This window comes from Rhizobium glycinendophyticum, from assembly GCF_006443685.1.
GTDB classification, from domain to species: Bacteria; Pseudomonadota; Alphaproteobacteria; order Rhizobiales; family Rhizobiaceae; genus Allorhizobium; species Allorhizobium glycinendophyticum.
The window spans coordinates 1516561-1529302 of record NZ_VFYP01000001.1 but is presented as its reverse complement, the minus strand read 5'-3'; the positions used below and the strand labels follow the sequence as shown (position 1 = coordinate 1529302).

Genomic DNA, 12742 nt, shown 5'->3' with positions numbered 1-12742 from the left:
TGCTGAAAATTTCCTCCGCCTTACTTCAACCGCTGCATCAGCGCCTGTACCTCTTCGAAGCGGCGGCGATCTTCCGGATCTTCGCTGTCGGAGGCATAGCAGGTCGAGTCCATGCAAAAGCGCGTGACCTGTTTGGGATTGGTCCCCGTGTCGAACTGGCATTCGATCTCGTCGGTGATGTCACCCTCGCCTGCGTCCATTCGGGTGGAGTAAGTCAGGCGCGCGCCGGGCGGTGTCAGATCCGGGAAGGCCTGAACAACGCCAACCTTCAGCTCCTTCACCATCAGCACGCTTTTTGCCACGAAGATGCAAGCATCCTCGACCGTCTGCGGTCGAGCTGCGGTTTCCGTGGCGCGGGGTGCGGGAGACGGTGTCTGGGCAAATGCAGGCGTGGCGACGAGAAGGGCGGCGGCGATGAAACGTTTCATGGGACCTCTCACGGTTCGTGATGTTCCCTCAACGTCTTTCGGCTGCCTCTGTTCCCTTGGGGAACTCCAGGCACACCGTGATCGCCAAGCGGCGGACAAAGATCAGCGCACCTGATCGAGCAGGCGCTTGCATTCCAAGAGATCGAACAGGGCTTCCTGCAGCAAAGCGCGGTCCTCCTTGGCGATCGAGCCCTTGCCGAGGGAAATCTCCGACGCGTCATCAGTTGATCCGCCGAAGCCGAAGAAGCGGCCGCTCGCGCGCACCTTCGGGCGGCCGACAACCTGATCGTCGTCGAGGGCCACGCGCGGATCTTCCGTCTTGGCCGAACTCGCGGCCACAAGCGCTTCCATGGTCGCGACATCACCGGTCGCGACCGCCATGACGAACTTGTTGCCGTTGGTCTTGAGGAGCTTCTGGACGCCCTTGATCGTATAGCCCTGATCATACAGCAGATGGCGAATGCCCTTCAGCAGTTCGACATCGTCAGGCCGATAATAGCGACGCCCGCCGCCGCGTTTCAGCGGCTTGATCTGGGGAAAACGGGTCTCCCAGAAGCGAAGGACATGCTGCGGCAGGTCGAGATCGTCCGCGACTTCGCTGATGGTGCGGAAGGCATCGGGGCTCTTGTCCAACTGCATGACCATGCTCCACGGGCGATGCGCAAGGGCCTGCGCGACTCGCCCGTTATTTCAACGATTTGGGACAGATTTTTCAAGCGATCTATGACGGATGGAGCGATACTCCACCGATTTTGGCCGTATCATGCCGCCGGATTGGCCGGCTTCTGCTTGGCCTTGCGGGCGATGTGGGCGCGCAGTATGCGCTGCTTCAAGACGTTGGAGGCCTTGAAGGTCATGACCCGGCGCGGCGAGATCGGCACTTCCTCGCCGGTCTTCGGGTTGCGACCGATGCGCTCGTTTTTGCTGCGAACCTGGAAGGTTGCGAAGGAGGACAATTTTACGGATTCGCCACGCACGATGGCGTTGCAGATCTCGTCGATTACCGTTTCGACCAGCTCCGCAGACTCCGTCCGCGAAAGACCGACCTTGCGAAAGACTGATTCTGCCAGATCCGCACGTGTCACTGTCTTCCCGGCCATAGTTCTCGCCCGCCTAAATCAATGATCTTGTTGAATTCGGAAGAACCTATTGTCCTTAACGGCGACGGTCAAGCTCTTGTTGGTGCGCAATATTTACTCTTTTTGGAACTACCAGCGCAGCAGGACCGCGCCCCAGGTGAAACCACCGCCCATGGCTTCCAGCATCACGAGATCGCCGGGCTTGATGCGACCATCGCCGGCCGCAACCGCGAGAGCAAGCGGAATAGAGGCCGCAGAGGTGTTTCCGTGCTGGTCGACGGTGATCACGACCTTCTCGTCCGGGATGCCCAGTTTCTTCGCCGAGCCGTCGATGATGCGCTTGTTGGCCTGATGCGGCACCAGCCAGTCGATGTCGGCGGCGGTCGTGCCGGTGGCGTCGAAGGCAGCTTCGATGACGTCGGTGATCATGCCGACGGCATGCTTGAAGACTTCCCGGCCTTCCATGCGCAGATGGCCGACCGTGCCGGTGGTCGAGGGACCGCCATCAACGTAGAGCTTCTCCCGATGGGTGCCATCGGATCGCAGGTTGGACGTCAGGATGCCGCGGTCGGCGAGCGTGCCCTCGCCCTCCTGGCCTTCCAGAACGACCGCGCCCGCGCCATCGCCGAACAGCACGCAGGTGGTGCGGTCCGTCCAGTCTAGGATACGCGAGAAGGTCTCCGCGCCGATGACCAGCACGCGCTTTGCCATGCCGCCTTTGATGTAGAGATCGGCCGTCGCCATGGCGTAGACGAAACCCGAACAGACGGCCTGGACGTCAAAGGCAAAGCCATGGGTCATTCCCAGACGGTTCTGGATGTTGACGGCCGTTGCCGGAAAGGTGTTGTCGGGTGTCGAAGTCGCACAGATGATGAGGTCGATGTCATCAGCGGTAAGGCCCGAACGCTGCAGTGCCTGCTCGGCGGCGGCCGCTCCCAGCGACGCGGTGGTTTCCCCCTCGCCTGCGATATAACGCTGGCGGATGCCGGTGCGCTGGACGATCCATTCGTCCGACGTCTCGACCATGTCTTCGAGGTCGCGATTGGTGACCACCCGCTTCGGGAGCGAAGCTCCGAACCCGCGAACTACTGAACGGATCATCGTGTTTCCTGCCTTGTCGTCACGCATTTTCAGGGCTTGCCGGAGCCGGCTGCCGCGCGTGATATTTCTTCAAGTCGTTTTCGATCTTCTGCGTCAGGCCGTTGCGGGCCATGTCATAACCGACATCGACGGCTGCGGCAAAACCTTCCGCATCGGTGCCACCGTGGCTCTTGATGACGATGCCGTTCAGGCCGAGGAAAACGCCGCCATTGACCTTGCGCGGGTCCAACTTCTCGCGAACGCGGTCGAAGGCACCCTTGGCGAGGATGTAGCCAAGCTTGGCCATCCAGGTGCGGGACATGGCCGCGCGCAGATATTCAGCGATCTGCTTGGCCGTGCCTTCCGCCGTCTTCAGTGCGATATTGCCGGTAAAGCCTTCGGTCACCACGACGTCAACCGTACCCTTGCCCAGATCGTCGCCTTCAACGAAGCCGTAATAGTCGATTGTGTCGAGGCCGGCCTCGCGGATGAGGCGACCCGCTTCCTTGACCTCTTCCTGTCCCTTGATTTCCTCGACGCCCACATTAAGCAGACCGACGAGCGGCTTCTCCAGCTCGAACAGCGCACGGGCCATGGCGCCGCCCATTACGGCGAAATCGAGCAATTGCTGCGCATCGGCGCCGATGCCGGCACCGACGTCCAGGACGATGCTTTCGCCCGAGAGTGTTGGCCAGATGGCGGCAATCGCCGGGCGCTCGATGGTCGCCATGGTGCGCAGGCAGAACTTGGCCATGGCCATCAGTGCGCCGGTATTGCCAGCGGAGACGGCAACGTCCGCCTGGCCGGTCTTCACCGCCTCGATCGAGCGCCACATGCTAGAGACATAGCGGCCACGGCGCAGCGCCTGGCTCGGCTTCTCGTCCATGCCGACCGACACTTCGCAGTGGTGAAAGACAGACTTGTCCTTAAGCTTGGGGAACTGCGCCAGAATCGGCAAGCAGCGCTCCTGCTGGCCGAACAGGAGGAAGGTGACCTCCGGGTGACGTTCCAGCGCCTTGGCCGCTCCTGGTATCGTGACTTCGGGACCGAAGTCGCCGCCCATGACGTCGAGAGAAATTCTGATCACTTAAACCTGACCCTTGTTGATCGCTGGCCAGCGAAATTTCGGTCAAAATACCGCTTTTCAATGACGGCACAACCCACCCACGGGCGCAGATGGGGGATCATCAATCCTTTTTCCAGTCCTTGAGAACGGCAAAGGGAGATGGTTTCTTCTCTTCTTCCGGCTCACTTTCGATATGGCCGGCGAACTGGACGCCGGGCTTCTTGGGATAAGGATCGATGTCTAGGGCGGCGAATTCGGCGATCAGCGCTCCGGCGTCGATGGTATCACCAACAAAGGTCTCAGGCAGATCCGGTCCATCGGGATCGAGCACCATTTCGCCGGCGCCGTCCAGCACGATGCGGGCGAGTTTCGACCCCTCCGGCACGAAGATCTGATCGATCTCCTGTTCGATGGCTGAAACGACAGGCTCAAGCGTCACCACACAGGATTGAACGATCTCGCCTGAGACGTGACCCTTGATGCGGACACCATCCTTTTTCCAGCGTGCGATCTGCAATTCGGCCGCCAGGCGGTTAACCGCCTCCACTTCCCAAAGTTCTGCCAGACCGGCGCGTTCACGCGCATCGGCTTCAACGCGAACCTGCACAGGATTTGCCGAAACATGTCCGACCTTGACGCGGTAGGTGAATTCGGCGGGCTCGTCGGATTGTCTGTTGCTCATCGGGTATTCCTCTGTCCGTTGCAGGCAGCCTGCGGCAGCCCCGCGCTGGTACCACCTGCGGAGGTCTTAGCTGACAGGCACGGCGATTCGCGCCATGCCCGTCTCGATCTCCGGCTCTTCCACCAGGGAGAGCGCCTCTTCTGCGGTAAACATCCAGTCTGCCAGTGCCCTCATTTCGGGCGCCGGGATGACTTCAGGGTGAAGATTGCGCGCCAGTGCCGCTGCCAGCGCCTCATGGTCACCCTTGTCGAGTGCGCCAGCATAGGATTCAAGCCGACCGTAATACATGCTGGCAAGCTTCTTCATGCGTTTAGGCACGCCCGGATCGCCGACACCGAGTTCGCGGATCGAATGATCGACATCCTCAAAAAAGGCGTCGATGATGTTCTGCGCGATCTCCTGTCCGCTCCGGTCCGACCGGGCGGTGCGGCGGAAATAGAGAATCAGCATGATCGTCAGCATTTCGAACCGACCCATGACGGTGTCGGGAGCATTCATGTCGAGATAGAAGGCAGGCGTACGCGCGGCCGACGTCAAGGCGGCGTATTGCCGCTCGACGATTGCCTGATTGTTTCTTTTCTGACGGAAGAAACCGAATACCATTCAATTCCACCAAAAAGAGACGGCCGATGGCCCGGGCCCGGTCGTGCTCATGTTGCATGATTGCGAAAGCTGGTTTACCGAAGCAGACGTGAATTGCAATGCCGTTCTCCCCTCACCCTGCCGCTTCCATCGGCAAAGTGGCGGGAAAGAAGGCAGCGTTGGCGATTGGACGGCCCTTCCCCGGAAAGGCCACAATGCTATGCGCAGAAGCGACCCGGCATCCTTCCGGTTGCCGTCGACAGTCATGGGAGAGTCGTGCGTGAACATTCGGATTTTTAAAGCGGACAGGAAGCTGATGAACTCCACGGCCGTGGCTCTCGCTCTTGCCCTTGCCGGTCTTTCCGGCTGCACGACGTCCGAAGTGTTCCACAACGGCTATGTGGTGGACCAGGCAGCTCTTGATCTGGTGCCGGTCGGTTCCAGCCGCGAGCAGGTGCTGCTGTCACTCGGCACGCCCTCGACCACCGCGACCTTCGACGGCGAAGTGTTTTATTACATCTCGCAGAAGCGCGTCCGCTCGGTTGCCTTCATGAAGCAGAAGCTGGTCGAGCAGCAGATCCTGGCCATCTATTTCGACAAGGACGGCATCGTCACCCAGGAGGCGAACTACACGCTCCAGGACGGCAAGGTCTTCGACACGATTTCCCGTACCACGCCGACCGGCGGCCGCGACCTCACTTTCCTGCAGCAGCTGCTTTCGGGCGGCGGCGGAGCCGCCAACAGCGTCAAGAACATTCTCGGCGGCGGCGGCTTCGGCAACTAAGCCGCAGCGCAGATCCGAATACAAAGAAACCGCGGAAGTTGCCTTCCGCGGTTTCTTTTTTTCTGGAGATCGCTGGCGCTCAGTGCGCGAGGACTGCGAGCAGCAGCAGGGCCACGATGTTGGTGATCTTGATCGCCGGGTTCACCGCAGGTCCCGCGGTATCCTTGTAGGGATCACCGACGGTGTCGCCGGTCACGGAGGCCTTGTGCGCGTCCGATCCCTTCAGATGCTTCACTCCGTCCTTGTCGATGAAACCGTCTTCGAAGCTCTTCTTCGCATTGTCCCAGGCACCGCCACCCGACGTCATGGAAATGGCGACGAACAAGCCATTGACGATAACGCCGAGCAGCGAGGCTCCGAGCGCTGCGAAGGCGGAAGCCTTGGAGCCGGAGATGAGGAGTACGCCGAAATAGACAACGAGCGGGGCCAGAACCGGCAGAAGTGACGGGATGACCATCTCCTTGATTGCCGCCCTGGTCAGGATGTCGACGGCGCGGCCGTAGTCCGGCTTCTCCGTCCCTTGCATGATCCCCGGCTTGTTGCGGAACTGCTGGCGCACCTCCTCGACGATTGAGCCGGCAGCACGGCCAACGGCCGTCATGGCGATACCCCCGAAAAGATAGGGGATGAGGCCACCGAAGATCAGGCCCGCGACGACGTAAGGGTTGGAGAGATCAAAGGAGATCGCGCCCATGTCGGCGAAATACGGATACTGTGCGCTGTTGGCTGCGAAGTAGGCGAGATCGTTCGAATACGCCGCGAAGAGAACCAGCGCGCCGAGCCCGGCGGAGCCGATCGCGTAGCCCTTGGTGACGGCCTTGGTGGTGTTGCCGACCGCATCGAGCGCATCAGTGGACTTGCGAACCTCCGGCGGCAGATGGGCCATCTCAGCAATGCCGCCGGCATTGTCGGTGACCGGGCCGAAGGCATCAAGCGCCACGATCATGCCGGCGAGGCCGAGCATGGTGGTGACGGCGATGGCCGTTCCGAAGAGACCGGCGAGCTGGTAGGTCGAGACGATGCCGCCGACGATGACGATGGCGGGCAATGCCGTCGATTCCAGCGAGACCGCAAGGCCCTGGATGACGTTTGTGCCATGACCGGTGACCGAGGCCTGGGCGATCGAATTGACCGGGCGCTTGTTGGTGCCGGTGTAGTATTCGGTGATGACGACGATCAGGGCGGTGACGACCAGACCGAGAATGCCGCAGAAGAACAGGTTGAGACCGGTGATTTCCGTGCCCGCCACGGTGCCGATGGTTCCCCAACCGACCGTGAGCGAGGTGGCGAGCGCCAGCCCGGCGATCGACAAAAGACCGGTGACGATCAGGCCCTTGTAGAGGGCGCCCATGATCGAACCGTTTGTGCCGAGCTTGACGAAGAAGGTGCCGATGATCGAGGTGATGATGCAGGCGCCGCAGATCGCGAGCGGATAGACCATGGTGATGTCGAGAGCTGCGGAGCCGGCAAAGAAGATCGCAGCAAGCACCATGGTTGCAACGACCGAGACGGCATAGGTCTCGAACAGGTCGGCCGCCATGCCCGCGCAGTCGCCGACATTGTCGCCAACGTTATCTGCAATGGTGGCCGGGTTACGCGGATCGTCTTCCGGAATACCGGCTTCGACCTTGCCGACGAGGTCCCCGCCGACGTCTGCTCCCTTGGTGAAGATACCGCCGCCCAGACGGGCGAAGATCGAGATCAGCGACGCGCCGAAACCGAGGGCAACCAGTGCATCGATGACTTCGCGCGAACCGCTTTCATGGCCGAGAATGGCCGTCAGCACGTAGAAATAGATGGAGACGCCGAGAAGCGCGAGGCCAGCCACCAGCATGCCGGTGATCGCGCCCGACTTGAACGCGATGTCGAGACCCGCCGAAAGGCTGTGTGATGCGGCCTGAGCTGTGCGCACGTTGGCGCGGACGGAGACATGCATGCCGATGAAGCCGGCCGCACCGGACAGAACTGCGCCGATCAGGAAGCCGATGGCCGCTGAGCCGGACAGGAGAAACCATGTGCCGACGAAAACGACGGCGCCGACGATCGCAATGTTCAGGTATTGCCGAGTGAGGTAAGCCTGAGCACCCTCGCGAATATAGCCTGCAATTTCCTGCATTCGGGCATTGCCTTGATCCGACGCCAGAACCGAGCGTGTCGCCCAGCCCGCGTAGACCACGGACAGAAGCCCGCATAAAATTACGCCTAGAAGAACCGTCATTCGCAATACCCTCCCGTATTGCCCGCGCCTCACTCATCGCGGGCGGTGTCACGCAGACTCGGGCCCCCTCCTCCGAGACCCGTCGACGCGAGGCGAGATTGCGTCGCGGTTATCGTTGCGTCAAGAGCGCAAATTTTGCGTCGCGAAGGGAACTTAGGCAGCGCGGCGGGAGACTGCGCGCAGCTGTAGCAGAATGAGCACGAGGCAGAGCAGAGTCACGGGCCAGATCAGAAGATTCATGACCGACCAGCCATAGGCGGTGAAGACCTTGCCAGAGGAGAAGGAGGAGAGCGCCACTGTCGAGAAGAGGATGATGTCGTGGAAACCCTGCACCTTGTCCGCCTCCGACGGACGGTAACTGGAGGCAACGATCGCGGTTGCACCGATGAAGCCGAAATTCCAGCCAATCCCGAGCAGCACCAAAGCGCCCCAGAAGTTCCACAGCGCGATGCCCCAATGGGCGACGACGGCGCAAGCCATCAGGATCAGGAGGCCCATGGCCACGATCTTTTCCGGTCCGAAACGGCTGATCAACACACCGGTGAAGAAGCTCGGGGCGAACATGGCAATGACGTGCCACTGGATGCCGAGGGTGGCGAGATCGGACGAGAAGCCGCAGCCAACGACCATGGCGAGCGGTGCGCCCGTCATCATGAAGGTCATCAGCGCATAGGTCCCGATGCCGCAGACCATGCCTGTCATGAACCGCTGCGTCATGACGATCTCGCGCAGCGGACGGGTCGGTTCGCTGAGCGTGCCTGCCTTGCTGACAAGCGGTGGCAGCTTGAGGAAGAACAATACGGCAATCGCGCAGAGCAAGAGCGGCACGAGGCCGAGAAAGGCGCCGGCGAAGGTGACGGGTTGAAGCGCATCCTTGAGCCAGATAGCGATCTGCGGCCCGACAATTGCCGAGACGATGCCAGCCGCCAGGATCCAGGAAATCGCCTTGCCCTTGTAGAAGCTCGGCGAGGCATCGGCGGCCGCAAAGCGGATCTTTTGGGTGAAGCCGCCCGAAAGTCCCATCAAGACCAGAGAAAAGGCAAAGAGCCAGAAATCCGAGCGGACCAACGCGAAGGCGGCAAGCGCGCTGCCCAGCGCGCCCGCAAGAGCGCCGACCATGAAGCTTTCGCGACGACCGAGAAAGCGTGAAGCGGTCGCCACGGCAATGGCGCCGACGGCCACGCCGATGTTGAAGCCGGTCAGCGGCGCTGTTGCCAGCGACTTGTCAGCGCCAAGCATCTGGAAGCCTGCGAGACCTCCGACTGAAAAGGCTAGTGGCGGGGCAGAGCCAAGGATCGCCTGGGCGACGGCGAGCAGACCGACATTTCGCCTGGCTGTCGACAATTGCCCATCGAGCCCTGCCAGCGCCGCTCCGCTCATGTCACCCACCTTATTTCTGCGCCGGAGCGCGAACCTGCTTCGCAATGCGGTCGAGAACGGCGTTGACCAGTCTCGGCTCGTCGTCCGGAAAAAAGGCCTGCGCGATCTCGACATATTCCGTCACGATGACCGCGATGGGCACATCCTTGCGCTCGATCAGTTCGAAGGCGCCGGCGCGCAGGATGGCGCGGACCGTGCTATCCATACGCGACAGCGACCAGTCGTCCTGCAGGGACTGACGGATCAGGGGATCGATCTTGGTCTGATCGCGCACAACGCCGGCGACGATAGACCGGAACCAGGAGGCATCCGCCTTCAGATAGGTCTCCCCGTCGACTTCCTGGCCGAGTCTGTGGATTTCGTATTCGGCCACCACTTCGAGAACACCCGATCCGGCAATGTCCATCTGGTAGAGTGCCTGCACAGCTGCAAGGCGCGCTGCACCGCGCTGGTTTGCCGGTTTCACCGGATGCTTGTCTTCGTCCGACATCACTCAGCCACCCAGCTTCTTCTTCAAGGCGATCATCGAGAGCGCCGCGCGCGCGGCAAAGCCGCCCTTGTCCTTGTCGGAACGACGGACACGTGCCCAGGCCTGATCGTCATTCTCGACGGTCATGATGCCGTTGCCGATCGCCAGCGATTCCGAAACCGCCAGATCCATCAGCGCACGCGAAGATTCATTGGCGACGATATCGAAGTGATAGGTCTCGCCGCGAATGACCATTCCAAGGGCGACGAAACCGTCATACTGGGTGCCATCATCATCGGCCGCATCAAGCGCCATGGCGATGGCCGGCGGGATTTCCAGCGCGCCCGGCACGGTGATGACGTCGTAGGTCGCACCGGCCTCTTCCAAAGCATATTTGGCACCGTCCAGCAGAGCGTCCGACATGTCGTCATAGAAGCGCGCCTCAACGATCAGCAAATGCGGCGAAGCCGTCTTGTTTACCATGGTCAGATCCTGATCCTGAATGTGATTGCGGCGCTGTGGACGCCAGAAACGCGGTCAAACCATGCCGTCCGGAGGAAGGCAAGCATTTTTCCGTCACGACAGCTGCGCCTGACACGCACGGCTATACCGACAGAAGGCCAGCCAGCGCCGCAGCTGTTATTCCAGCCTCTCTAATGCAGGCAGAAATCGGGCGTGCATGATGAAGAAAGTTTAATGGAATTCAATGAGTTAAGATCTGGAAACGGGTTTCCTTCAACACCAATTTCTTTCTCTGCAAGCGCGCGACGGAATCCCCCGCCATCGCTCATGCTCGAAAGGATCAAGACCATGAACCGCTTTGCAACACTCTTCAGTGCCTCCGCTCTCTCGACGATCGCCTTTGGTGCAGACAGCTACGCTGCCATGCCGCACCCGGGCACAGAGCCCGAGCAGCAACTCGAGACCACGATCACAAGGCTTTCTCCCAGCGCGTATAACGTGGTCCTGATCGAGTCGCTCCGGGACGACCATAGCGAACCTCCGTTCGCCAATGTCACGCCGCAATCCCATGAGGCACGCCTCGTCCAGGCCTCAGTCATTGCCAATCCGGCGCTGTCGCGGAAGCTGCAGGCTCAGAATGTCGAGCTCGACAATATCGTCGGGGCCGAAACTGCGGCAGACGGAAGTGTTACCTTCTATCTCCGCTAATCCGAACCCCCAGTTTGGCACAGACCCCGTGCGAGCCCAGCGTGGGGCCTGGCCGCTGAAGCGAGGGCGGAACAATTTCACGACCATTCGTGTTTCCGATCTACGAAAGAGGCCCAGGCGCTCTTTCACTCACCGGATAAAGGAGGCTCCCATGGGTCGTGGTATTCTTATGTGGCTGGTCGGCGTGCCGATCCCGATCATCATTCTGATCATGCTATTCTGGCGCTAAAGCCAGGCAGACACCGGCAGTCGCTCCAGAATCTGCCGGCTATCCCGGCCAAAGGTTTTCTCTTCCAGAAGCACGAAGCCCGCCGGGCGAAATTCTCGGGTGATGGGGGATGCGATGCCCCCCTCCCCGACGACGGCGTCTCCCGTGTAAAGATGGATGCGGTCGACCAGGCCTTGCGCCAGCAGATCGCCCGCAACACGCGCTCCACCTTCCACCATCAGTGAGGATATCCCCCGTTCCGCGAGGATATGCAGAAGGTCTTCGAGTCCCGTGGTCTCCACGATCTCTACCCCCAGCCCTTCCAGCGCCTTGCGGTTACCGATGGCCGAAGGTGCGACCGCCAGCAGCACCGGCACGTCTCTGGCTGATTTGGCCAGCTTCGATGAGGCTGGAAGTTCGGCGCGGCGGTCGAGCACGATCCTGATCGGAGAGGCTCCCTCCATGCCGGGCAACCGAACCGTCAGCTCCGGATCGTCGGCCAAAGCGGTACCGATACCAACGAGAATGGCATCGCTTGCGGCACGCAGCCTGTGCACCTCCTCTTTGGATTCAAAGCCCGTGATGGCAATCTGTCCCGCACCCAGTTTGCCCAGCATGCCATCGGAGGATACCGCAAGTTTCAGGGTCACTTGCGGACGTCCCTTCGTCTGGCGCGTGAGGTAACCTCCCATGGCGCGACGCGCTTCCTTCTGGAGAATGCCGATCGTCACTTCGATGTCGGCATCGGCGAGGATCTTCAGACCCTGCCCCGAGACGCGGGGATCCGGATCGGCCACGGCGACCACCACCCGCGCAATGCCGGCCGCAACGATGGCGTTTGCACAGGGTGGCGTTTTGCCGTGGTGGGAACAGGGTTCGAGGGTGACATAGGCGGTCGCGCCGCGCGCTTCGTCGCCGGCTTCGGCCAACGCCTGCGGCTCCGCATGAGGTCGTCCTCCCGGCGCCGTAACACCGCGACCGACAATGCGGCCGTCCTTCACGATCAGGCAACCGACGGAGGGATTGGAGCCGGTGCGCCCGACATGCGTGAGAGACAGCGCAATCGCTTCGCGCATGAAGGCTTCGTCGATCGCCGTGATCGACACGACCTAGTCCGCGACGCTGTCGCGCGAGATCTTGGCGTTGATCTCTGCAATCACGTTTTCGAAGTCTTCTGCATGCGAGAAGTCGCGGTAGACAGAGGCGTAGCGCACGAAAGCGACGTCGTCGAGCGTCTTCAGCGCTTCCAGAACCTGCAGGCCGATTTCCTCGGAGGAGATTTCGGTCTCGCCCGAGCTTTCGAGGCGCCGGACGATGCCGGACACGGCTCGCTCGATGCGCTCGTTGTCGACCGGCCGCTTGCGCAGCGCTATCTGGAACGAGCGCACCAGCTTGTCTCGGGCGAAGGGGGCCTTGCGGCCCGTCTTCTTCAGGACCATCAGCTCGCGCAGTTGGACCCGTTCGAAGGTGGTGAAGCGACCGCCGCAATCGGGGCAGATCCGCCGCCGGCGAATGGAGGTGTTGTCCTCCGCCGGTCGCGAATCCTTGACCTGAGTCTCGTCCGAGCCACAAAAAGGGCAGCGCATCAGCCGTCGA

At 61.3% G+C, this 12742-nt stretch carries 15 protein-coding genes; 2 read left to right on the top strand and 13 right to left on the bottom strand.

The genetic code is table 11. From position 1 onward, the window contains the following. Nucleotides 1–20: 20 nt before the first annotated feature. From FJQ55_RS07430 to FJQ55_RS07400, 7 genes are all read right to left on the bottom strand, one after another. Entirely contained in the window at nt 21–428 is a 408-nt protein-coding gene (locus FJQ55_RS07430; protein WP_140826996.1) for a hypothetical protein, read from the bottom strand. Between the two features lie 102 nt (nt 429–530). Continuing rightward, entirely contained in the window at nt 531–1061 is a 531-nt protein-coding gene (locus FJQ55_RS07425; protein WP_140829157.1) for a MerR family transcriptional regulator, read from the bottom strand. A gap of 128 nt (nt 1062–1189) precedes the next feature. Continuing rightward, nucleotides 1190–1528 carry an integration host factor subunit alpha gene (locus FJQ55_RS07420; RefSeq protein WP_006727522.1) on the bottom strand — a complete coding sequence of 113 codons (339 nt, stop codon included), beginning with the start codon at nt 1526–1528 and terminating at the stop codon, nt 1190–1192. A gap of 108 nt (nt 1529–1636) precedes the next feature. Then, nucleotides 1637–2608: a beta-ketoacyl-ACP synthase III gene (locus FJQ55_RS07415; protein WP_140826995.1), complete on the bottom strand. Its 972-nt coding sequence runs from the start codon at nt 2606–2608 to the stop codon at nt 1637–1639. 19 nt (nt 2609–2627) lie between these two features. Continuing rightward, nucleotides 2628–3674: a phosphate acyltransferase PlsX gene (gene plsX, locus FJQ55_RS07410; protein WP_140826994.1), complete on the bottom strand. Its 1047-nt coding sequence runs from the start codon at nt 3672–3674 to the stop codon at nt 2628–2630. A gap of 100 nt (nt 3675–3774) precedes the next feature. Beyond that, a complete protein-coding gene (locus tag FJQ55_RS07405) occupies nt 3775–4335 on the bottom strand; it encodes a YceD family protein (protein ID WP_140826993.1) in 561 nt (186 codons plus the stop codon). A 66-nt stretch (nt 4336–4401) separates the two neighbouring features. Continuing rightward, nucleotides 4402–4938 (bottom strand): ubiquinol-cytochrome C chaperone family protein, encoded by a 537-nt coding sequence (locus FJQ55_RS07400; RefSeq protein WP_140826992.1) that lies wholly within the window; start codon nt 4936–4938, stop codon nt 4402–4404. Nucleotides 4939–5182: 244 nt separating this feature from the next. Here FJQ55_RS07400 and FJQ55_RS07395 point away from each other — a divergent pair, with 244 nt between their 5' ends. Continuing rightward, a complete protein-coding gene (locus FJQ55_RS07395) occupies nt 5183–5701 on the top strand; it encodes an outer membrane protein assembly factor BamE (RefSeq protein WP_140829156.1) in 519 nt (172 codons plus the stop codon). A gap of 79 nt (nt 5702–5780) precedes the next feature. Here FJQ55_RS07395 and FJQ55_RS07390 read toward each other — a convergent pair whose 3' ends face one another. The 4 genes from FJQ55_RS07390 to ribH all read right to left on the bottom strand — a co-directional run bounded on the left by FJQ55_RS07390 (nt 5781) and on the right by ribH (nt 10251). Next, entirely contained in the window at nt 5781–7919 is a 2139-nt protein-coding gene (locus FJQ55_RS07390; protein ID WP_140826991.1) for a sodium-translocating pyrophosphatase, read from the bottom strand. 153 nt (nt 7920–8072) lie between these two features. Continuing rightward, complete coding sequence (locus FJQ55_RS07385) at nt 8073–9299, bottom strand: MFS transporter (RefSeq protein WP_140826990.1); 1227 nt, start codon at nt 9297–9299, stop codon at nt 8073–8075. A 10-nt stretch (nt 9300–9309) separates the two neighbouring features. Beyond that, nucleotides 9310–9789, bottom strand: a complete 480-nt coding sequence (nusB, locus tag FJQ55_RS07380) for a transcription antitermination factor NusB (RefSeq protein ID WP_062274760.1) — start codon at nt 9787–9789, stop codon at nt 9310–9312. 3 nt (nt 9790–9792) lie between these two features. Further along, nucleotides 9793–10251 (bottom strand): 6,7-dimethyl-8-ribityllumazine synthase, encoded by a 459-nt coding sequence (gene ribH / locus FJQ55_RS07375; protein WP_140826989.1) that lies wholly within the window; start codon nt 10249–10251, stop codon nt 9793–9795. Between the two features lie 327 nt (nt 10252–10578). On the opposite strand from ribH, the gene FJQ55_RS07370 reads away from it, so the two are divergent. Beyond that, the gene (locus FJQ55_RS07370; protein ID WP_140826988.1) at nt 10579–10938 is read left to right on the top strand and encodes a hypothetical protein; all 360 of its coding nucleotides are present in this window, start codon (nt 10579–10581) and stop codon (nt 10936–10938) included. Nucleotides 10939–11163: 225 nt separating this feature from the next. Here the strand turns inward: FJQ55_RS07370 and ribD are convergent, their stop codons facing one another. Both ribD and nrdR read right to left on the bottom strand, forming a co-directional pair. Next, nucleotides 11164–12252 carry a bifunctional diaminohydroxyphosphoribosylaminopyrimidine deaminase/5-amino-6-(5-phosphoribosylamino)uracil reductase RibD gene (gene ribD / locus FJQ55_RS07360; protein ID WP_140826986.1) on the bottom strand — a complete coding sequence of 363 codons (1089 nt, stop codon included), beginning with the start codon at nt 12250–12252 and terminating at the stop codon, nt 11164–11166. A gap of 3 nt (nt 12253–12255) precedes the next feature. Beyond that, a complete protein-coding gene (gene nrdR, locus FJQ55_RS07355; RefSeq protein WP_062274768.1) occupies nt 12256–12732 on the bottom strand; it encodes a transcriptional regulator NrdR in 477 nt (158 codons plus the stop codon). Nucleotides 12733–12742 lie beyond the last annotated feature (10 nt).